The sequence below is a fragment of the Ruegeria sp. H3 genome (assembly GCF_056533095.1).
Genome location: NZ_JBQFOD010000004.1, coordinates 75,726 through 95,511 on the forward strand (window position 1 = coordinate 75,726; position 19,786 = coordinate 95,511).

The 19,786-nt window shown below is 58.8% G+C and carries 21 protein-coding genes and 1 riboswitch; of the genes, 14 read left to right on the forward strand and 7 right to left on the reverse strand.

What is annotated here, in order from left to right:
* Positions 1–74 precede the first annotated feature (74 nt).
* The 4 genes from ACR0JE_RS06455 to cysQ form a co-directional block, all read right to left on the reverse strand.
* Entirely contained in the window at positions 75–1,169 is a 1,095-nt protein-coding gene (locus ACR0JE_RS06455) for a glycosyltransferase family 2 protein (protein WP_480863735.1), read from the reverse strand.
* A complete protein-coding gene (gene galE, locus ACR0JE_RS06460) occupies positions 1,129–2,112 on the reverse strand; it encodes a UDP-glucose 4-epimerase GalE (RefSeq protein WP_480863559.1) in 984 nt (327 codons plus the stop codon). The genes ACR0JE_RS06455 and galE overlap by 41 nt, the downstream gene beginning before the upstream one ends.
* 69 nt (positions 2,113–2,181) lie before the next feature.
* Complete coding sequence (locus ACR0JE_RS06465; RefSeq protein ID WP_480863560.1) at positions 2,182–2,982, reverse strand: 3-deoxy-manno-octulosonate cytidylyltransferase family protein; 801 nt, start codon at positions 2,980–2,982, stop codon at positions 2,182–2,184.
* On the reverse strand, positions 2,982–3,779 hold the full coding sequence (cysQ, locus tag ACR0JE_RS06470) for a 3'(2'),5'-bisphosphate nucleotidase CysQ (protein WP_480550495.1): 798 nt from the start codon (positions 3,777–3,779) through the stop codon (positions 2,982–2,984). The genes ACR0JE_RS06465 and cysQ overlap by 1 nt, the downstream gene beginning before the upstream one ends.
* Before the next feature lie 121 nt (positions 3,780–3,900).
* Here cysQ and ACR0JE_RS06475 point away from each other — a divergent pair, with 121 nt between their 5' ends.
* On the forward strand, positions 3,901–4,722 hold the full coding sequence (locus ACR0JE_RS06475; RefSeq protein ID WP_480863561.1) for an ABC transporter permease: 822 nt from the start codon (positions 3,901–3,903) through the stop codon (positions 4,720–4,722).
* Here the strand turns inward: ACR0JE_RS06475 and ACR0JE_RS06480 are convergent.
* Entirely contained in the window at positions 4,719–5,321 is a 603-nt protein-coding gene (locus ACR0JE_RS06480; RefSeq protein ID WP_480863562.1) for an alpha-ketoglutarate-dependent dioxygenase AlkB family protein, read from the reverse strand. The two genes, ACR0JE_RS06475 and ACR0JE_RS06480, sit on opposite strands and share 4 nt — an antisense overlap.
* A 214-nt stretch (positions 5,322–5,535) precedes the next feature.
* On the opposite strand from ACR0JE_RS06480, the gene dnaK reads away from it, so the two are divergent.
* From dnaK to radC, 13 genes are all read left to right on the forward strand, one after another.
* Positions 5,536–7,443 carry a molecular chaperone DnaK gene (dnaK, locus tag ACR0JE_RS06485; RefSeq protein ID WP_480863563.1) on the forward strand — a complete coding sequence of 636 codons (1,908 nt, stop codon included), beginning with the start codon at positions 5,536–5,538 and terminating at the stop codon, positions 7,441–7,443.
* A 74-nt stretch (positions 7,444–7,517) separates the two neighbouring features.
* Positions 7,518–8,666, forward strand: a complete 1,149-nt coding sequence (gene dnaJ / locus ACR0JE_RS06490; protein ID WP_480863564.1) for a molecular chaperone DnaJ — start codon at positions 7,518–7,520, stop codon at positions 8,664–8,666.
* 260 nt (positions 8,667–8,926) lie between these two features.
* A riboswitch (TPP riboswitch) is annotated at positions 8,927–9,031 on the forward strand.
* Between the two features lie 44 nt (positions 9,032–9,075).
* Positions 9,076–9,879: a bifunctional hydroxymethylpyrimidine kinase/phosphomethylpyrimidine kinase gene (gene thiD / locus ACR0JE_RS06495; protein WP_480863565.1), complete on the forward strand. Its 804-nt coding sequence runs from the start codon at positions 9,076–9,078 to the stop codon at positions 9,877–9,879.
* Positions 9,876–10,853: a glycine oxidase ThiO gene (thiO, locus tag ACR0JE_RS06500; protein WP_480863566.1), complete on the forward strand. Its 978-nt coding sequence runs from the start codon at positions 9,876–9,878 to the stop codon at positions 10,851–10,853. The genes thiD and thiO overlap by 4 nt, the downstream gene beginning before the upstream one ends.
* Complete coding sequence (thiS, locus tag ACR0JE_RS06505; protein ID WP_480826191.1) at positions 10,837–11,031, forward strand: sulfur carrier protein ThiS; 195 nt, start codon at positions 10,837–10,839, stop codon at positions 11,029–11,031. Before thiO ends, thiS begins: the two co-directional genes overlap by 17 nt.
* A gap of 2 nt (positions 11,032–11,033) precedes the next feature.
* Positions 11,034–11,798, forward strand: coding sequence for a thiazole synthase (locus ACR0JE_RS06510; RefSeq protein WP_480863567.1), 765 nt, complete (start codon positions 11,034–11,036; stop codon positions 11,796–11,798).
* Positions 11,795–12,391 carry a thiamine phosphate synthase gene (locus tag ACR0JE_RS06515; protein ID WP_480863568.1) on the forward strand — a complete coding sequence of 199 codons (597 nt, stop codon included), beginning with the start codon at positions 11,795–11,797 and terminating at the stop codon, positions 12,389–12,391. Before ACR0JE_RS06510 ends, ACR0JE_RS06515 begins: the two co-directional genes overlap by 4 nt.
* A complete protein-coding gene (locus ACR0JE_RS06520) occupies positions 12,388–13,350 on the forward strand; it encodes a HesA/MoeB/ThiF family protein (RefSeq protein WP_480863569.1) in 963 nt (320 codons plus the stop codon). The genes ACR0JE_RS06515 and ACR0JE_RS06520 overlap by 4 nt, the downstream gene beginning before the upstream one ends.
* Before the next feature lie 20 nt (positions 13,351–13,370).
* A complete protein-coding gene (locus ACR0JE_RS06525; RefSeq protein WP_480863570.1) occupies positions 13,371–14,306 on the forward strand; it encodes an ABC transporter substrate-binding protein in 936 nt (311 codons plus the stop codon).
* A complete protein-coding gene (tenA, locus tag ACR0JE_RS06530; protein WP_480863571.1) occupies positions 14,303–14,977 on the forward strand; it encodes a thiaminase II in 675 nt (224 codons plus the stop codon). Before ACR0JE_RS06525 ends, tenA begins: the two co-directional genes overlap by 4 nt.
* Entirely contained in the window at positions 14,974–15,699 is a 726-nt protein-coding gene (locus tag ACR0JE_RS06535; protein WP_480863572.1) for an ABC transporter ATP-binding protein, read from the forward strand. The genes tenA and ACR0JE_RS06535 overlap by 4 nt, the downstream gene beginning before the upstream one ends.
* Positions 15,696–16,430: an ABC transporter permease gene (locus ACR0JE_RS06540; protein ID WP_480863573.1), complete on the forward strand. Its 735-nt coding sequence runs from the start codon at positions 15,696–15,698 to the stop codon at positions 16,428–16,430. Before ACR0JE_RS06535 ends, ACR0JE_RS06540 begins: the two co-directional genes overlap by 4 nt.
* Positions 16,431–16,465: 35 nt before the next feature.
* A complete protein-coding gene (gene radC, locus ACR0JE_RS06545) occupies positions 16,466–17,221 on the forward strand; it encodes a RadC family protein (RefSeq protein WP_170534177.1) in 756 nt (251 codons plus the stop codon).
* A gap of 4 nt (positions 17,222–17,225) precedes the next feature.
* Here radC and ACR0JE_RS06550 read toward each other — a convergent pair whose 3' ends face one another.
* On the reverse strand, positions 17,226–18,782 hold the full coding sequence (locus ACR0JE_RS06550; RefSeq protein WP_480863574.1) for a phosphate ABC transporter substrate-binding/OmpA family protein: 1,557 nt from the start codon (positions 18,780–18,782) through the stop codon (positions 17,226–17,228).
* 24 nt (positions 18,783–18,806) lie between these two features.
* The gene (locus tag ACR0JE_RS06555; protein ID WP_480863575.1) at positions 18,807–19,736 is read right to left on the reverse strand and encodes a hypothetical protein; all 930 of its coding nucleotides are present in this window, start codon (positions 19,734–19,736) and stop codon (positions 18,807–18,809) included.
* Positions 19,737–19,786 lie beyond the last annotated feature (50 nt).

The following is a 19,786-nucleotide window of genomic DNA, read 5'->3' on the forward strand; positions in this document are numbered from 1 at the left end:
CATCTTTGCATATTGCAGGGCAATGGATTTAGAACCGGTTAGCAGAAAACATGACATATATGTGTATGTATTTGTCATGGCTGCCATCCTCCGGCATTCATTAGCCCAAGTTGCTCTAGCTGTTCCCACCCTTCAAACGGCATCGACTGAGCATTCCAAAGTGTCGGGCCATCGATGATCCCGTTATAGTACGATCCGAACTGGTCGGGGTCGTGAAAGTGCTGGCGGCGCTGCTTTTCGATCCGAGATTTCTGGATGATTTCAGGCAGGAACTTGGTGTGGAGCAAAACGCCCGATGGTGTTTCCCCACCGGGCCCGTCATAGGCCGCGTTCAGCCGCCGCGGCAGGGCCGAGTGGCAGGAATTCACGTAGGCATAGTGTCGGGACCAGCGCACCAAAGGGATCTTGTTCAATGTTGGTGACCGTTGGCGTGTTTTTGCAAAGAACATGCGCTCGCGCGCCCCGCCCTGAACCCAAAGATTGCCCAACGGGCTTTGGCGCTGGGCGCGATACGGCGCTGCGTCGAACCAGTTCAGCACGTCGGTAGGGTCAGTTGCGGGGTCATAACCTTGATCCCCTAATGCGCCCTTTGGATAAAGGTCCAGCATCAGCGCCCCAAAGGCCCGGCACCCAGATTGGTCCAGCCACGCGGTCAGGTCATGCAGTGTTTTTGTCTGGTGGTGGGCGTAGATCAACAGCTCATCCGCATCCACCATCAGGCACCAATGCCCATGACCGTGCCGCATTTGCAGCCAGGTCAGCCAGTCCAACCCGTAGCGCGACGCGCGATAGCTGGCATGAGTTTGCCAAAGCGAGATATCGGGTTGATCCAGCAGCAGCTCGGTCGAGCGATCGTCGCTGCCGTTGTCGACGATCAGAAAATGATCAACACCCAGCTGTCGATAGTGGTGCAGAAACCAAGGGAGCCGGGTGATTTCATTCCGCAGCGTGGTAAAGGACAGGATGTCGCCGCGCTTAATCTTATGGGTCTGATCGTTCCGACAGGTCAGCTGATGACGGCTGCGCCAGGACCGTAGCAACAGGCGGCGGCGTTTCCAGCGCAGGCGGTACGCCTCGGCCCATCCGATCCGGGGCAGGGTTTGTAGCGAAGCGCCGCTCAATCCGGCCTCATTGGTCGTAATGCCCGTTCTGATGCCAGCGCCAGGCATCGGCAATCATCGTCTCCAATGTGGATCTTTTGGGCTTCCAGCCCAGTTCAGCCTCGGCGCGGACAGAGCCTGAGACCAGCTTGGTGCAATCGCCCTCGCGGCGGGCGCCAACGGTGTAAGGCACCGCCCGGTTGGTCACGGCTTTGGAGTGTTCAATCACCTCAAGAACCGAAAAGCCTGAGCCGGTGCCCAGGTTGAAGACCTGACTGCCCTTGCCCTGCTCCAGCCAGTTCAACCCAAGCACATGGGCGTCGACCAGATCGCAGACATGCACATAATCGCGGATGCAGGTGCCGTCGGGCGTATCATAGTCTGTGCCGAACACCGTCAGCCCGTCGCGTTTGCCGTCGATGGCATCCAACATAAGCGGGACCAGATGCGTCTCTGGGCGGTGGAACTCGCCCACTTCGCCATCCGGGTCTGCACCGGCGACGTTGAAATAGCGGAAGATCACGTGGCGCAGACCATATGCGGCCTCGAAATCATGCAGGATATCCTCGATGGCGCGCTTTGACGCGCCATAGGCGTTCAGCGGGTGCTGTGAGGTAGTCTCGTCCAGCACCACGTTGTCATGTTCACCATAGGTGGCGCAGGTCGATGAAAACACAAAGTCCAGACATCCCGCTGCGACCGCAGCCTCGATCAAAGTCAGGGAGCCGGTCACGTTGTTGGACCAGTATTTCCCAGGCTCCGCCATCGCCTCGCCCACCTGGCTAAGCGCTGCGAAATGCATCACGGCGACGGGCTGGTATTTTGTGAACACCTCGTCCAAATGGGCGCGATCCAGCAGGTCGCCTTGTTCGAACGGGCCGAACTTAACTGCATCCTGCCAGCCGGTGATCAGGTTATCATAGGTCACCGGAACATACCCCGCCTGCGACAACGCCTTGCAAGCATGGGATCCGATATAGCCAGCGCCACCGGTGACAAGAACAGTTTTCATAGGCGATCCATGGGGTCAGGGTTAGGCGTTCCTACGCCATGTTGGGTTAGGGGTCAGGGGGAAAAGAGGTCACTCCAGACCCATAGTGGCCATCATTTCTTCGATCTTCGGCACGTCCTCGGGGTTGTTGAGTTCCCAAAACTGACGGCCTTTGGCTTCGACCTCGACACACAGCACTTTGCGGCCGTTTTCCATGAAACGCAGCTGTTCCAGACCTTCCAGCTGTTCCAGCGGCCCGGTTGGCCAGTCGGGGTATGCCGCCAGAGCATCCGGGCGATAGGCGTAAACGCCGACGTGGTGAAAAATCGGAGTTGGGGTATCGCCAGCGAATATATCCGAGGTGAAGGGGACCACCTCTTTCGAGAAATACATCGCACTATTGTCGTGGGTGAACACCGCCGTGGTTCCACCGACGCGCCCATGTTTGCGGTCATTCAAAAGGCTGTTCAGTGCGTCACCGTCACAGCGCAGAACCGGGGTCGCCACACCCGCATCAGGTGCGGCGCGCAGGCCTGCGATCAGGTCTTCGACAAACCAATGCGGGGTCAGGGGGGCGTCGCCTTGCAGGTTGACGATGATGTCGTACCCTCCGCCCAGCACGGTATGCGCCTCGGCACAGCGTTCGGTGCCGTTCTGGCAGGCTTCCGAAGTCATCACGACTTCGGCTCCGAAGCCCTCGGCGGCGTCGCGGATGCGGTCATCATCGGTGGCCACGACCACCTTATCCACGCCCGAAACCGAACAGGCTGCGCGCCAGGATCGTTCAATCAGCGTCATCGCTTTGCCCGTCGCACCGGTCAGTGGAACCAGAGGTTTGCCGGGATACCGGGTCGAGGCATAGCGGGTGGGGATGGCGATCAGAACAGACATCAGGCTTCTTTCAGCTCAACACCCGGAGCGTAGGCGATGAAGAACGGGTTTGCATAGCCGTCCTTGCCATAGGTCAGGGATTCGTGATTGTCGAACCGCACGACCTTGCCGCCCGCGCCAGCCAGAACGGCGTGACCGGCGGCGGTGTCCCACTCCATGGTGCGACCGACGCGCGGATAGATATCGGCCTCACCCGTTGCGACCAGGCAGAATTTCAGTGACGAGCCCGCGCTCTTGCTATCCTGCACCTGATATTTGTTGATGTAGTCATCTGTGGCCTGATCGCGGTGGGATTTCGACGCCACCACCAAGAGCGCTGAATTGTCTGGGTCTGAGACCGAGATGGGCGTGACCTCACCAGCTTGAACTTTGTCCAATGTGCCTGTTTCTTCCACCGCCTGCCCGTCAGCTTGCGTATAGAACATGCGACCGCGCGCCGGAGCATAGACGACGCCGCGCGTGGGAACGCCATTTTCGACCAATGCGATATTGACAGTGAAATCGCCGCGCCGGTTGATGAACTCCTTGGTTCCATCCAGCGGATCAACGATCAGGAATGTTTCCCCCTTGGTCGAATGCGACGCGGCCTGTTCCTCGGTCACAAGCAGGATATCCGGGAAAGCTGCGCGCAGCCCTTCAGAAATCAGGGCGTCGGCAGCTTCGTCCGCCTCGGTCACGGGGCTTGCATCTGATTTGACCTTCACGTCGAAATCATCCGCCTGGTAGATCTCCATGATCTTGTCGCCAGCTTCCAGGGCCAGACGCCGGATGACGGGGATAAGCGCATCGTAGGTCACAAAAATGCTCCGTTTACGTGGTTTGTTGATCCAAATCTCTGACGGACTTATGATGTGCCGGTTACCGAACGGCAAGGTATTCGTGCCAGTTTGAGGGCAACAAAACGGAAAGACCCCTCGCGTGTTTTACTTCAAACGCAACCAAACGCTGTTGGGCGGCGCATTTACCACGGCCGAGCTGGTGTTTCACGGCGTGGTTCGCGAGGTGCGCGCTCAACACGCGAATGCGGTTTTCGCGATCCTGACAAGCATATTGCAGGTGGTTCTGATGGCGCTGGTGTTTTACCTGATCATGTCGTTTATGGGCGCACGCGTCGCCAAGATCAGGGGGGAATTCATCCTCTACATCCTGTCGGGGATTTTCCCGTTTATGATGCATGTTCAGGCTGTTGGAAGTATCTCGAAACTGGGCGGGAAGAACAGCCCGATGATGTTGCATTCTCCTATGAACCCGATGGTTACACTTCTGGCCGCTGCCTTTGGTTCGCTATACAAGCAACTGATGTCGATGTTGGTAATCCTGTTCATCTACAGCTTCGCAGTATCACCGCTTGATATTCAGGACCCTGGCGGGGCCTTTTCCATGCTTATGCTGGCCTGGTTCACGGGCTGCGCCGTTGGTTTGGTGTTTATGGCGCTCAAACCATGGTTTCCAACAACAGCTACAATGCTGAGCACCATCTATCGGCGCCTGAACATGGTGTTTTCAGGTAAAATGTTCATCGCCAATGCGCTGGGCGGAAGTATTCTGCTGATGTTTGCGTGGAACCCTTTGTTTCACATCATTGATCAGTGCCGCGGGTTCGTCTTTCGCAACTATTTTCCTCGAAACACCAGTTGGGAATATGCGTTATGGGTTGGTATTGCCCTGTTAATGATTGGATTGTTGGGTGAGTTCTTCTCGCGCAAGCACATGTCCCAAAGCTGGAACGCCCGACGTTAACTTGCCACGCGCAGGGTCAGGTTGATCCGCCCGCCTTTTGGCAACAGCCGGGATGATCCAGGCCTGATCCGATCAACGCCATGATAGGTCAGCCGGGCCGGGCCGCCCATGATCACCACATCGCCCGAGCTTAGCCAAACCGATTCCGTCTTGCCGCCGCGCCTTGTATTGCCAATGCGAAACAGGGCGTCATCCCCTAGCGAGATTGACAGGACCGGCCAAGAAAAGTCCGCCTCGTCCTTGTCCTGATGCAGGCCCATTTTGGCGCTGTCGTCATAGTAGTTGATCAGACAGCAATCGGGTTCACGTTCGGCGCCGACCAAATCTTTCCAAATGGCCAAGATCGCCTCGGGTATCGCGGGCCATCTTGCACCTTTGGGGTGGTGATCCTGATAGCGATAGCCTGATCTGTCGGTGACCCAACCCAGCGCTCCGGCTGAGGTCATGCGCACCGACATCTCCTTGCCTGAGGGTGTCACAGGCCGCACCAATGGCGCGGCTTTCATAATCGGGCGCAATGCCTCGATCAGTCGGGTCTGGGCGGTACTGTCCAGATACCCTTTCCTGATATCGAACCCCCGCAAAAGCAGCTGCGCCATACCTGATTCCCCATTCCTTACCAAATCCTTGCCAAAAAAGGCTGCAGATTCCCGAAAACCTGCGATTCAGAGTGCTTGCAGGCCATTGGTCCGGACCTTATATACGCCGGGACGCGCGATGGTGTAGTGCTGTCGCGCACATCAGATCGGGGACAGGATGCCATAACGGGTCCGGCCCTCGGGACATCGCCTTAAATTGAAAGGGATCAAAATTATGGGAAAAGTAATCGGCATTGACCTTGGTACCACAAACTCGTGCGTTGCCATCATGGACGGCTCGCAGCCGAAGGTCATCGAAAACGCAGAAGGGGCGCGGACCACGCCCTCGATCGTCGCCTTCACCGAAGATGAGCGACTGGTCGGTCAGCCTGCAAAACGTCAGGCGGTCACCAACCCCGACAACACGATTTTCGGCGTCAAGCGTCTGATCGGTCGTCGTGTGGATGATGCTGAAGTCGAAAAAGACAAGAAAATGGTGCCCTATGCCATCGTCGATGGCGGCAATGGTGACGCATGGGTGGAAGCCCGTGGTGAAAAGTACTCCCCAAGCCAGATCTCGGCCTTCACTCTGGGCAAGATGAAGGAAACCGCCGAGAGCTATTTGGGTGAGGAAGTCACGCAGGCGGTTATCACTGTTCCGGCCTATTTCAACGACGCACAGCGTCAGGCCACCAAGGACGCCGGTAAAATCGCCGGTCTGGAAGTCCTGCGGATCATCAACGAACCGACAGCTGCTGCGCTTGCCTATGGCCTGGACAAAGAAGAAACCCAAACCATCGCGGTCTATGACCTTGGTGGCGGTACCTTCGACGTGACCATTCTGGAAATCGACGACGGCCTGTTCGAAGTTAAGTCGACCAATGGTGACACCTTCCTGGGTGGTGAAGACTTTGACATGCGCATCGTCAACTACCTGGCGGATGAGTTCAAAAAGGAACACGGTGTCGACCTGTCTGCCGACAAGATGGCCCTGCAGCGTCTGAAAGAAGCCGCTGAGAAAGCCAAGATCGAACTGTCCTCGACCTCGCAGACCGAAATTAACCAGCCGTTCATCTCGATGGGCTCGAACGGTCAGCCGCTGCACATGGTCATGAAGCTGACCCGTGCCAAGCTGGAATCGCTGGTTGCGGACCTGATCAAGAAGTCGATGAAGCCCTGTCAGGCAGCCCTGAAAGACGCCGGTCTATCGGCTGCTGACGTAGACGAAGTTGTTCTGGTCGGTGGTATGACCCGGATGCCGAAAGTGATCGAAGAGGTCACAAAATTCTTCGGCAAAGAGCCGCACAAGGGTGTGAACCCGGACGAAGTTGTTGCCATGGGCGCCGCCATTCAGGCCGGTGTTCTGCAGGGCGACGTCAAAGACGTGGTTCTGCTGGACGTGACCCCGCTATCGCTGGGCATTGAAACGCTGGGTGGCGTGTTCACCCGTCTAATCGACCGCAACACGACCATTCCGACCAAGAAATCTCAGGTCTTCTCGACTGCCGAGGACAACCAGAACGCCGTGACAATCCGCGTGTTCCAGGGTGAGCGTGAAATGGCTGCGGACAACAAGATCCTGGGTCAGTTCAACCTCGAAGATATCCCACCCGCACCGCGCGGTATGCCTCAGATCGAGGTGACTTTTGACATCGACGCCAACGGTATTGTCTCGGTTTCGGCCAAGGACAAAGGCACCGGCAAAGAGCAGAAGATCACGATCCAGGCCTCGGGCGGTCTGTCCGATGAGGACATCGAAAAGATGGTCAAGGACGCCGAAGAGAACGCGGAAGCCGACAAGGAACGCCGCGAGCTGGTCGACGCCAAAAACCAAGCGGAAAGCCTCATCCACTCGACCGAGAAATCGATGGAAGAGCATGCCGACAAGGTCGACCCGACCACCATCGAAGCCATCGAGCTGGCGATTGCCGCGCTGAAGGACGAGCTGGAAACCGAGAATGCCGACAAGATCAAGTCGGGCATCCAGAACGTCACTGAAGCGGCCATGAAGCTGGGTGAAGCCATCTACAAGGCGCAAGCCGAAGAGGGCGAAGATGAGCCTGCGGCAGCTGACGAAGCGCCAGCCGAAGATGACATTGTCGATGCCGAGTTCGAAGATCTGGACGACGACAAACGTAAGTAACGGGTAACCGGGCCAATTTGGGCCGGTCCGCTCGCCGGGCCGGCCCGATTACGTTGAGGCAGAAGGAAACACTGATGTCAAAACGCGACTATTACGATGTGCTCGGCGTGACCAAGGGCGCATCGGCGGACGAGATCAAAAAGGGTTTTCGCAAGAAAGCCAAAGAGTTGCATCCCGATCGCAACAAAGACAACCCGGATGCTGAGGCGCAGTTCAAAGAAGCGAACGAAGCCTATGACGTGCTGAAGGACGCGGACCGCAAGGCCGCTTATGACCGGTTTGGCCATGCCGCCTTTGAAAACGGCATGGGTGGTGGCGGTCGACCTAGCGGTGGCTTTGGGCAGGGTGATTTCTCTAGTGCATTTTCGGATGTATTCGATGATCTGTTTGGCGATTTTATGGGTGGCCAGCGTGGCGGCGGCGGTGGACGCCGGGCCGCACGCGGATCAGACCTGCGCTACAACCTGCGCGTGACGCTGGAAGAGGCCTATGCAGGCCTGCAAAAAACCATCAATGTCCCTGCTGCTGTGGCCTGTTCGTCTTGTGACGGAACCGGGGCCGAGGGCGGCGCCGAGCCGATTACCTGCCCCACCTGTTCCGGCATGGGCAAAGTACGCGCGCAGCAAGGGTTTTTCACCGTTGAGCGCACCTGCCCCACCTGTTCCGGGCTGGGTCAGATCATCAAAAACCCCTGCAAGGTTTGCAGCGGCTCTGGCCGGGTGGAAAAAGAACGCGCCCTGTCGGTGAACATCCCCGCAGGCGTTGAAACCGGAACTCGCATTCGTCTGGCTGGCGAAGGCGAGGCGGGAATGCGCGGTGGCCCTCCCGGCGATCTCTATATCTTTGTCGAGGTCTCCGAACACAAGCTGTTCGAGCGCGATAGCGTGAACCTTTATTGCCGTGTGCCCGTCAGCATGGCCAAAGCCGCGCTGGGTGGGTCCATCGAAGTACCTACGATTGATGGTGGCCGCGGCCGCGTGCAAATACCAGCTGGTAGTCAGTCGGGCCGCCAGATGCGTCTGCGCAGCAAAGGCATGCCAGCCCTTCGTGGCGGTGGTGTTGGAGACATGTTTATCGAGCTGGCTGTGGAAACGCCGGTTAATCTGACCAGCCGCCAGAAAGAGCTGCTTCGAGAATTCGATGATCTGGGTGAAGATAACCATCCGGAATCAAAAAGTTTTTTCTCGTCCGTCAAATCTTTCTGGGATGGGATGAAAAGCTAGAGCAAGAAACAGGCCACTCCAAAATGGGGCGGCCTTTTGCATTGGGGGCTCTGCCCCCGCCGCCCTACGGGCGTCTCCCCCGGGATATCTAGAGCCAGATGAAGTTTGGATCCCCTGCTTCATCTGGCCAGAAATATCCCGGAGCGCGAGGCAGAGCCTCGCATGTATTCAACCTGAATTGGTCTTATTTCCTTGTTGGATGTGGCCTTATGACCCGCAGATTGATGCTTGATTTCCGAGACCTGTCCTGAGATTGTCCCAATCAACCGTTGGGGTGCCCTGAATTCAGGGCTGAGAGGCGCGTGCGTCAACCCATCGAACCTGATCCGGGCAATACCGGCGGAGGGAACGGTCTAACACAAACAGACGTTTTCTATGCCCGCGTTGCCCAAGTAAGTGGAGCAACGACGTGGTACAAATTGCCTTGACCATTGCGGGATCTGACAGCGGCGGCGGAGCGGGCATTCAGGCCGATCTCAAGGCCATGTCAGCATTGGGAGTGTTTGGCTGCAGCGTGATCACCGCCGTTACAGCTCAAAACACGCAAGCTGTTACGGCTGTGCATGGTATTCCGCTGGATGTAATTGCCGCTCAGATCGAGGCTGTTCTGAGTGATTTGGATGTACGGGCCATCAAGATTGGAATGTTGGCCACGTCTGAGATCATCCAAACGGTAGCGGACAGGATTTCAAGATATCGCGGACCTGTCGTACTCGACCCGGTTATGGTGGCAAAATCCGGTGACGCTTTGTTGGCGCAAGAGGCGGTTCAAACCTTGCGCGAGGTCTTGCTGCCGCGCGCGACGGTCCTGACACCCAACCTGCCCGAGGCGGCGTGTCTGTTGGGGCAGTGCGGCGCGGCTTCACCTGCAGAGTTGATCACTCAAGGTAAAGCGCTGTGCGCGTTGGGCGCAGGGGCGGTCTTGATGAAGGGAGGGCATGGCGCGGGTGTTATTTGTCATGATCTTCTGGTCGATGAAACGGGCGTGATCGCCGAGTTTCAGGCCCCGCGGCAGAACACAACAAACACGCATGGAACCGGCTGCACGCTGTCGTCTTCGATTGCTGCCGGTTTGGCCAAAGGACTGTCCCTGATCGATTCGACACGTGAAGCGCATGGGTATCTGCAGGGCGCGATTGCACAGGCAGATACACTAAGGGTAGGAGCGGGTCACGGCCCGGTGCATCACTTTTACCGGATGTGGTCGGCGTGACGATCTGGTCCGTCATAGGGGCCGGTGTGGCAGGGCTGGCCGTCGCCAGCGAGCTGACCGCGCGCGGGGCAAAGGTACAGGTGTTCGATCCCAAAGGCCCGCCTGGCCCGCATGGGTGTTCCTGGTGGGCAGGTGGCATGTTGGCGCCTTGGTGTGAATATGAAAATGCCGAAGAACCGGTTTTGCGACTAGGCCAAGAAGCCATCGCGTGGTGGGCGGATCGTACAGCCGTGAGCCGGTGCGGTACACTGGTTGTTGCCAACGCTCGGGATGTGCCTGACTTGCGACGTTTCGCGCGCAGGACCGAAGCGTTTTGCGAGGCAGATAGGGAAAAAATCGCCGTATTAGAGCCTGATTTGCATGGATTCAGCAAGGGGCTGTACTTCAGACAAGAGGCGCATCTTGATCCAAGGCAAGCGCTGAGTGATCTGTATAAGGACTTGGAAGGCCAAGGTGTGGTGTTTCACCACAAGCCCGCGCCCGCGCAGTTGGAGAGAGCGATCGATTGCAGGGGGCTTCAAGCGCGGGATGCTTTGCCTGATTTGCGGGGCGTGAAGGGCGAGATGCTGGTTGTGCGCTGCCCAGACGTGACGCTGAATCGTCCTGTGCGCCTTCTGCATCCGCGGATGCCGCTTTACATCGTGCCGCGTGGTGAGGGCACTTACATGCTGGGCGCGACCATGATCGAAAGCGAAGACAGCAGCCGGATTACCGCACGCTCAATGCTGGAACTGCTCAGCGCGGCCTACGCTCTGAACCCGGCCTTTGGTGAGGCTGAGGTGCTGGAAATCGGCGTCGATCTGCGCCCTGCCTTTCCTGACAACCTGCCGCGTATTCGGCGTTTGGGCCGGGCGATCTATGCCAATGGCCTCTACCGCCATGGCTACCTGTTGGCGCCTGCCTTGGCACAGGGCGTGGCCGATCTGGCGCTTGAGAACAAACATTCGGAGATGGTCGATGAAGATCGTGCTTAATGGCGACCCCAAGGAGGTAAAGGCCTCCAACTTGGCAGAGTTGCTGGAGGAATGCGGTTTCTCGGGCCGTGTCGCAACGGCGGTGAACGAGGAATTCGTCCCCTCCAGTCTGCGCATTGCCCATGCTCTATCCGAAGGTGACCGGGTCGAAATCCTGTCGCCGATGCAAGGAGGGTGAGGATGAAAAGCTTCTATGGTGTCGATCTGCCCAATCCGCTGATGCTGGGCACCGCGCAATATCCCAGCCCCGCTATCCTCGAACAGGCGTTCCGCGACAGCGGCGCAGGTGTGGCGACGGTCTCTTTGCGGCGGGAAGCGGGGGCCGGTCAGACCTTTTGGCAGATGATCCGCGATCTGGGCGTGCTGGTGCTGCCCAATACGGCCGGGTGTCATACGGTGAAAGAGGCGGTGACCACCGCGCATATGGCTCGCGAAGTGTTTGAGACCAAGTGGATCAAACTTGAACTGATCGGCCATACCGACAGTCTGCAACCGGACGTTTTCCAACTGGTTGAGGCCGCGCGCATCCTGACCGAGGATGGGTTCGAGGTCTTTCCTTACACAACCGACGACCTGATCGTGGGCGAGCGACTGCTTGAGGCCGGATGCGAGGTTCTGATGCCCTGGGGTGCGCCCATCGGCTCGGGCCGGGGGTTGAACAATGAATACGCCCTGCGCGCAATGCGGGCCGAGTTCCCGGATGTGCCGCTGGTGATTGATGCTGGGATCGGCCTGCCCAGCCATGCGGCCCACGCGATGGAGCTGGGATATGACGCCGTATTGCTGAACACAGCCGTCGCGCGCGCCGGTGATCCGGTGTTGATGGCAAAGGCCATGATGCGCGCGGTTGAGGCAGGGCGGCTGGCCCATCAGGCCGACCCGATTGAGGCCCGGGATATGGCCGAACCCTCAACCCCCGTTGTTGGAAAGGCGTTCCTGTCATGAGTTTGGACCGTTTCTACCCGATCTTTGATCACTCCGACTGGCTGCGGCGGATGCTGCCCTTGGGTGTAAAGCTGGTGCAGTTGCGCATGAAGGATCAGCCGGACGATGTTGTCCGGGCCGAGATCGCGACCTCTCGCGATCTGTGTAAGCAGTCTGGCGCGGTTCTGGTGGTGAACGACTATTGGCAGGCTGCGATAGATGCTGGCTGCGACTGGATCCATCTGGGGCAGGAGGACTTGGATAACGCCGACCTCAAGGCGATCCGAAAAGCGGGTCTAAAGCTGGGCGTTTCCACCCATGACGATGATGAGCTTGAGCGCGTTCTGGCCATGGACCCCGACTATGTCGCGCTAGGGCCGGTCTATCCGACGATCCTGAAAAAGATGAAGTGGGAGCAGCAGGGCTTGCCGCGCGTCACCGAGTGGAAGGCCCGTGTGGGCGATATCCCTCTGGTCGGGATCGGCGGTATGAGCGTCGAACGCGCGTCCGGCGTGCTTGAGGCGGGTGCCGACATTGTCTCGGTCGTTACGGACATCACCCTGAACGCCGACCCCGAGGCGCGGGTGCGCCAGTGGATCGAGGCCACCAGATGAGCCGCTACGCTCGTCAGATGATCCTGCCTGAGGTCGGGGCCGAAGGGCAGGCGCGCCTGTCCGGGGCTCGGGTTTTGGTTGTCGGGGCGGGGGGATTGGCGGCTCCGGCCCTGCCTTTGCTGGCCGGGGCAGGCGTTGGGCATCTGACCATCCTCGATGCGGATGACGTGGCCCAGTCGAACCTGCATCGACAGACGCTGTTTACCGAGACCGATTGCGGACGCCCAAAAGCCGAAGTTGCAGCCGATCGTTGTCGTGCTTTGAATTCAGATATCGACGTCATGGCGGTACATCAGGCTCTAACATGTAAAAATGCGGCTGATTTTGTTTCACAAGCTGATCTGATCCTCGACTGTGCGGACAGCTATGCCGCCAGCTACACCCTGTCGGATATATGCCTCACCTTCGGCAAGCCATTGGTCAGCGCCTCGGTGCTGGGTCTGTCTGGCTATGTGGGTGCGTTCTGCGGCGGTGCGCCGTCATTGCGGGCCGTGTTCCCCGAGGCCCCGACCAGCGGGGCGAGCTGTGCCACGGCAGGTGTTCTGGGACCGGTTGTGGGGATGATCGGCGCGATGCAGGCGCAGATGGCGTTGGCTTTGATCCTCGGCCTCAACCCGTCGCCCCTTGGCCAGATGGTGCAGGTGGATGCCCAGACCTTCCGAAGCTCCAGCTTCCGCTTTGACGCAGCGCCCGAGCCTGAGCAATCCTTCGCCTTCGTGGCTGCCACACAACTGTCTTCGGACGATGTGATTGTTGAGCTTCGAAGTGAAGACGAAGCTCCTCAACCCATCCATCCCCTGGCACGTCGCCTAAGCGTGGAACACCTGAAATCAGAGCCTAACAAGGCAAAACGACTGGCTTTGTGCTGTGCGACCGGCCTGCGCGCGTGGCGTGCGGCTGAACAGATTGAACCGGATTGGTCGGGCGAGATTGTCCTCGTTGCGGCCTCAACCTCGTGAGTGAAAAGGAAACGCGAGACATGAAGAAACTGATCGCTGCTATTGCCCTGCTTGCCGCTGCGCCCGCTTGGGCCGAAGACAAGATGACTGTCCTGCTGGACTGGTTCGTAAACCCCGATCACGGCCCCATCATTGTGGCGCAGGAAAACGGCTATTTCGCCGAGCAGGGCCTCGAGGTTGAGATCGTTCCACCCGCCGATCCCTCTGCCCCGCCGCGTCTGGTGGCCGCTGGTCAGGCCGAACTGGCCGTATCCTACCAGCCGCAACTGCACCTGCAGATCCACGAGGGTCTGCCGCTGAAACGCGTCGGCACGCTGGTTGCGACCCCTCTGAACTGTCTGCTGGTTCTGGAAGACGGCCCGATCAAATCGCCTGCTGACCTGAAAGGCAAGAAAATCGGCTTCTCGGTCGCTGGTGTGGAAGAAGCGGTTTTGACCACTGTGCTGGGCAAATATGACGTAGCACTGGACGATGTTGAACTGATCAACGTGAACTTCTCTCTGTCTCCGTCGCTGATGACCGGTCAAGTGGATGCGGTGATCGGTGCGTATCGCAACTTCGAGCTGAACCAAATGGATATCGAAGGTGTCCCCGGCACCTGCTTTTACATCGAGGAAGAAGGCGTGCCGCCCTATGATGAGCTGATCTATGTCGCCAACGCCGAGACCATGGACAAGGACAAGATCGCGCGTTTTCTGGCCGCGACCGAAAAGGCGACACAGTATATCGTCAACAATCCCGAAAAAAGCTGGGAAATTTTTGCCTCCACTTCGCCAGAGTTGCAGGATGAGCTGAACGCGCGTGCTTGGGTTGACACACTGCCCCGCTTTGCTTTGCGCCCTGCCGGTTTTGACGCGGGTCGGTATGCGCGGTTCGAGCAGTTCCTGAAAGACAGCGGCATGATCGACAGCATCAACCCGGTTGGCGACATCACAATTGATGTGACCGCGCAATGAGCGGATATGGTACAGCCTTCGCGCTGATGCGCGATGCGGCACAGGGGTCGTGGCAGGAGTATACCCGCCATGCCTTTGTCGAGGGCCTGAAGGATGGAACCCTGCCGCGCGACGCGTTCCTGCACTATCTGCGGCAGGATTATGTGTTCCTCACTCATTTTTCCCGCGCTTGGGCGCTGGCCGTGGTCAAGGCACAGACGCATGAGGAAATGCAGGTGGCCGCCGCAACGGTAAACGGGCTGATGCATGAAGAGATGATGCTGCATATTGGCGTTTGCGAAGCTGAGGGCATTTCTCGTGAGGATTTGACGGCGACGCCTGAGCGGCCTGAAAACCTCGCCTATACCCGCTTTGTGCTCGAATCTGGCTATTCAGGTGATTATCTGAACCTGCTGGCTGCTCTGTTGCCATGCGTCATTGGCTATGCCGAGATCGGTGCGCGTTTGACGCAAGAGGCAACATCCGAGACCTATCGCCCCTGGATCGATACTTATGCGGGTGAGCAGTATCAAAGCTATTGCCATGACATCGGAGCGCTGATGGATGGCGCTTTGGTTCGACGGCTTGGCCCGGACTATGCAGCTCTGCCAATCTGGTCAGACCTTTGCAAAACCTTTGAGATGGCGACGCAGCTTGAGGTCAATTTCTGGCAAATGGGTCTGACACCGTGACCCCAGCGCCTGATCTGACCATCAGCGGCGCTGCCACCATCGACGGCGTGCCTTTGTTCGCGCCGTTGACCTTGACCCTTGGGGCCGGGTCGTGGACGTGTCTGTTGGGCGGATCGGGCGTTGGTAAAACCACGGTCCTGCGGCTGATTGCAGGGCTGGAGACCGGGGCAGTCTTCACGGGCCAGATCACTGCTGGTGACGGACAGCCGGTGCCGGATCGTGTCGCCTATATGGCGCAGGACGATTTGCTGCTGCCTTGGGCGAATGTGGCACAAAACGTCTCGCTTGGCGCGCGGTTGCGGGGCGAAAAGCCCAATCTGGACCGTCGTGACCGTCTGATCGAACGGATGCGCTTGCAAGATCACATGACCAAGAAACCGTCGGAACTGTCGGGCGGCCAACGCCAGCGCGTGGCTTTGGCCCGCACGTTGATGGAAGATCGCCCCATTGTCCTGCTGGATGAGCCGTTTTCAGCCCTCGATGCCCGAACCCGTGCGGATATGCAGGATCTGGCCGCTGAGGTTTTGCAAGGGCGAACCGTTCTACTGGTTACCCATGATCCGGCGGAGGCCGCGCGTCTGGGCCAATCCATCACCGTCATGACACAGGATGGTCTGACGCCTTGCACTCCACCCAAGGCCCCGGCGCCGCGCCATGTGGACGACCTTGAGACACTCGAGACTCAGGGTGCATTGCTCAAACTACTGAGAGAGGCATCATGAAGTACCTCTCTGCCCTCGCCGCGACTTTGTTCGCCGTGGCCATCTGGCAAACCATTGTCTCGATTACCGGCCTGCCCAAATTCATCCTGCCCGGGCCTGCGGTCGTGGCCGAGACCTGGTGGCAGAACCGGTGGTTGATTGCGGAACACACCTGGATCACCGCTATCGAAGTGCTGATTGGTCTGGCGTGCGGTACGCTTCTGGGCGTGGTCACTGCACTGCAGCTGGCCAATTCTCGCGCCGCACGTGTGCTGGTGCAGCCGATGCTGGTGTTCACGCAGGCGCTGCCGGTCTTTGCGCTGGCCCCTCTGCTGACGCTGTGGCTGGGTTATGGCCTTTGGTCCAAGGTCGCGATGGCGGTGCTGATCATCTATTTCCCGATCACCTCGTCTTTCTTTGACGGGTTAATGCGCACCCCGTCCGGTTATCTGGACCTTGCGCGGACCATGCAGGCCAGCAGACGATCTGTACTCTGGTATATTCGAATCCCAGCGGCCTTGCCTTCGCTGGCCTCGGGGATGCGGTTGGCGGCGGTCTATGCGCCGATTGGGGCGGTGATCGGCGAATGGGTCGGGTCGTCACAAGGTTTGGGCTATCTGATGCTGCTGGCCAATGGTCGCGCCAAAACCGATCTGATGTTTGCCGCAATGCTGACGCTGGGCGTGTTCTCGATTGTTCTACACATGGTCGTCCGACGCGCCACGGCGCGTATGGCGGGTGAGATGCGTTAACCATTCAGAAACCGATTCTGCGCCAGTGTCAGATCATGACACAGGACGCCTTTGCCGAAGCCCCCATGCTCTTCGATACGGACGAAGCGCCAGCGCAGCCGCTGCCGACGGGTCGGTTACCCTCCTACATCAAAGACCATCGCAAGCGGCTGCGCGAACGGTTCATGGCGGGCGGCTCCGCCGCGATGCCGGATTATGAGCTGTTGGAACTGGTCCTGTTCCGCTCCATCCCCCGGCAAGACGTGAAGCCGCTGGCCCGCGCGCTGATGGATACGTTTGGCGATTTCAACCGCGTTCTGACCGCGCCCGAAGAACGGCTGCGGCAGATTAAGGGTGTTGGGGATACAGTGATCACCGACCTGAAAATCCTTGAGGCCTGCGCCCACCGTATGGCGCGCGCACGGGTGATGCAGCGGCATGTGATCTCAGGCTGGGACGCGCTGCTGGACTATTGCCATACCACCATGGCCCATCGTGAGACCGAGCAGTTCCGCGTGTTCTATCTGGACCGCAAGAACGTACTGATCGCGGATGAAGAGCAGGCCAAGGGCACCGTTGATCACGTACCGGTCTATCCGCGCGAGGTGGCGAAGCGCGCACTGGAGCTGAATGCTTCGGCCCTGATCCTGGTGCATAACCACCCGTCAGGCGACCCGACGCCGTCGAAATCCGATATCGATATGACCAACCGCATTCAAGATGCCTGCACCGCGTTGGGCCTGACCCTGCATGACCATCTCATCATTGGCAAATCGACCGAGCTGAGTTTTCGGTCCGAAGGATACCTCTAGCGTGTCATTCGACCCAGATTTCAACGCGGCGGTTGACTTTGCGGCCCCATTCGGTGTCGTCGCAGGCCATGGGCATCGCCTCACCGAACCCGTCGACCGCGATCTCGATACTGTCGGGTATCTCGGTCTCAACAGCCCCGAGAACCGAGTTCCGAACGGTTTGCGCACGGCGCAGGGCGATGCGGGCATTGGTGCTGGCAGGCCCATCCCCGTCACTGAACCCGACAAACAGCAGTTTGCGGGCGTTCAGCGTTCCGGTCTCAAGCGCCTGCGCGAGATATTGAATGTTCGAGCGTGATTGGGCGTCGGGTCTGGACGATCCGGGCTCGAACCGAACCGACAGCGACAAACGCGCCATCGGACGTAGTGTATCGACCATGCGCTGAACCTCTTCCAATCCGACCTCTGCCCCACCGGACACAATGGCGTTGGACAGCCGGTCGCCTTGCAGACCAATTCGTGTTCTTTCCGGTGTCTGATCAACAAACCCGGCCTGACGGATGGCCAATTGGGCATCAGCGCCCAAGCTATAGGCCAGCAGTTGCCGCGCGATCCGGGGTAGGCGGCGTTCCGGCAGGTAGAGGAACATCGGCAGCGTCAGCGGATAATCTTCGGTCTTGATGGCGTCACGTGATGCGGCGAGCGCATGCCCGCACCCGCCGGTCAGAGGCAGGGCGCGCGTGATATCGGCCGAGGCATGGCTGGCTATCCCAATCGCGTAGGAATCCTTCGCCACGGCCTGTACCAGATCGCCGTTGCGCCCGTGGCGTATGGCATCAGAAGACAGCTCCACATCTGCCGGGGCCAACAGCTGATTCTCGACAGCTTGGGCAAGCCCCGACCCCGCATCCGGCATATGCAGCGCGATAGGTGCATCAGGTCCACCCAGATCCGCCCAGTTTGTGACCTCACCGGACAGAACACGTGCCAGATCGGCGGGTGAAATCTGACCGGTAATGTTGTCCCGGGCAACAACCGGGACCATGGCATCCAATGCAATCACCCGCGACCGGCGAGGGCGGGTCAGGTCGCCTAGCCCGGCCTCTACCGCCGCGGTCCGTTCCGCCTCGCGGATTTCGCGCAGGGCCATGACGATGTCGGCATCATTTGCGATCAGATCGGCAAATCCCTGATCCGTGTTTCCAACGCGAAAGAACAATCGCGCAAGCGGAGCGGTCCGACCGGTTTGAAAAAGCTCATAGGCAAAGCTGCGTTCATCCACCCGTTTTGGTGTTGCGGTCAGCCCTTCTTGCCGCGCAAACCCGATGATCAGAGCGGGCAACACGGTTTCGGCCATGACCGACGAGCCCGAAAACCAGACCTCGGCCACAAAATCCGTCAGGTTGGGGCAGGCTGGGCCATCACAGGTAACGCCCGAGCCATCCACAGTCAGCTCTCCGAATTGTGTGTCGACGCGGTAGAATTCGCCATCGAAGCCCAGCAGGTCGCCCGTGATTTCGACCTGGCCGTCATGCGAAGTGAGGGTGATGTCCTGCGCCACAGCACTTGTACCAAGTGTTGCCAAGAACAGCGTGGACATCGCCACACGGAAAAAAGTCATCAGAAAGTCGAGCCTGCCTGCGGGTTACTTTGCCGCGATTGTCAGGTCTTGGAGCAGATTATTCAACACCAGAAACTCGCCCAATTGCGAGCAGTCCGGTACGGCCACGCTCAGTTCACGTGACCGTAGGCCTGTGTTGGCCCGCAGCTCGATGGACTGAACGTTCAAGGTGTGACCGCAATTGTTTTCGGTCACTTCCGCTTCGACGGTCAGGTCGATGGTTCCCGTTTGCTGGGACTGGCCCGCCGGGAACGAATATACTTCGATATTTTGGGCGTCTGTCAGTCCTGAATGGCCCAGACTGACAACACTGCCAGCGCCTGCTGTGGCGCTGTTCGACCAGACGTGACCATCGCCACCATAGCTGGCGCCGAATTCCAGTGCGTGAATTTGCAACGCTTTGTCGCCCTTCCACTGCAGTGCCACACGATCATATTCCTGCAGATCAGGGACATGGGTCGTGGCGACGGTCCCGGTTTGATCCGGGAATGAGATCAGAAAGATCGCATATTCAGACAGCGCCGGGATGGTTACCCTGAGCGTGCCGTTCTGATCGGTGACCTGCGTCAGGGTCAGGCCGCTGTGGTGAATGCTGATCCGCTCATTGCCGCGACACGGAGATTTGATGGTCAGGCGGGCCTGCGCGCCGGGCACGGCAACAGCGCGGGCGCTTAGGTTACAGGATTTCTGTGTGGGCTTCTGTCGGGGTTCGACACGGGTGGTTTTGGTCGCAACAACAGCGTCGTCAGCGCCAGATGCGGTTGCTGAGGCTGAGGTCAGCACGATGCTATCCAACCCTGCCAGAACCGACGTTTGATTTGTTTGCGTAGCCGCAGCAATTTGGTTCTGCGCATCGTTTGGCTGCGCAGCTGTTCCATATTGCATCAGGTAACCAATGCCCAGGGCACAGGCGACTGTGCCGCACATGGTCACGTAGTTTCTTACAACAAACAAGACACCCTCCCCAGTTGAAGGAGCGAGTCGCACACTGATCCTGAATCGAG

Excerpts from the sequence above, each read along its gene's own strand:
- ACR0JE_RS06510 (WP_480863567.1), top strand. The coding sequence starts at position 11,034 with ATGAAAAGCTTCTATGGTGTCGATCTGCCCAATCCGCTGATGCTGGGC.
- ACR0JE_RS06520 (WP_480863569.1), top strand. The coding sequence starts at position 12,388 with ATGAGCCGCTACGCTCGTCAGATGATCCTGCCTGAGGTCGGGGCCGAA.
- radC (WP_170534177.1), top strand. The coding sequence starts at position 16,466 with ATGACACAGGACGCCTTTGCCGAAGCCCCCATGCTCTTCGATACGGAC.
- tenA (WP_480863571.1), top strand. The coding sequence starts at position 14,303 with ATGAGCGGATATGGTACAGCCTTCGCGCTGATGCGCGATGCGGCACAG.
- ACR0JE_RS06540 (WP_480863573.1), top strand. The coding sequence starts at position 15,696 with ATGAAGTACCTCTCTGCCCTCGCCGCGACTTTGTTCGCCGTGGCCATC.
- dnaJ (WP_480863564.1), top strand. The coding sequence starts at position 7,518 with ATGTCAAAACGCGACTATTACGATGTGCTCGGCGTGACCAAGGGCGCA.
- ACR0JE_RS06550 (WP_480863574.1), bottom strand. The coding sequence starts at position 18,782 with ATGACTTTTTTCCGTGTGGCGATGTCCACGCTGTTCTTGGCAACACTT.
- galE (WP_480863559.1), bottom strand. The coding sequence starts at position 2,112 with ATGAAAACTGTTCTTGTCACCGGTGGCGCTGGCTATATCGGATCCCAT.
- thiS (WP_480826191.1), top strand. The coding sequence starts at position 10,837 with ATGAAGATCGTGCTTAATGGCGACCCCAAGGAGGTAAAGGCCTCCAAC.
- ACR0JE_RS06480 (WP_480863562.1), bottom strand. The coding sequence starts at position 5,321 with ATGGCGCAGCTGCTTTTGCGGGGGTTCGATATCAGGAAAGGGTATCTG.
- dnaK (WP_480863563.1), top strand. The coding sequence starts at position 5,536 with ATGGGAAAAGTAATCGGCATTGACCTTGGTACCACAAACTCGTGCGTT.
- ACR0JE_RS06515 (WP_480863568.1), top strand. The coding sequence starts at position 11,795 with ATGAGTTTGGACCGTTTCTACCCGATCTTTGATCACTCCGACTGGCTG.
- ACR0JE_RS06465 (WP_480863560.1), bottom strand. The coding sequence starts at position 2,982 with ATGTCTGTTCTGATCGCCATCCCCACCCGCTATGCCTCGACCCGGTAT.
- ACR0JE_RS06525 (WP_480863570.1), top strand. The coding sequence starts at position 13,371 with ATGAAGAAACTGATCGCTGCTATTGCCCTGCTTGCCGCTGCGCCCGCT.
- ACR0JE_RS06455 (WP_480863735.1), bottom strand. The coding sequence starts at position 1,169 with ATGCCTGGCGCTGGCATCAGAACGGGCATTACGACCAATGAGGCCGGA.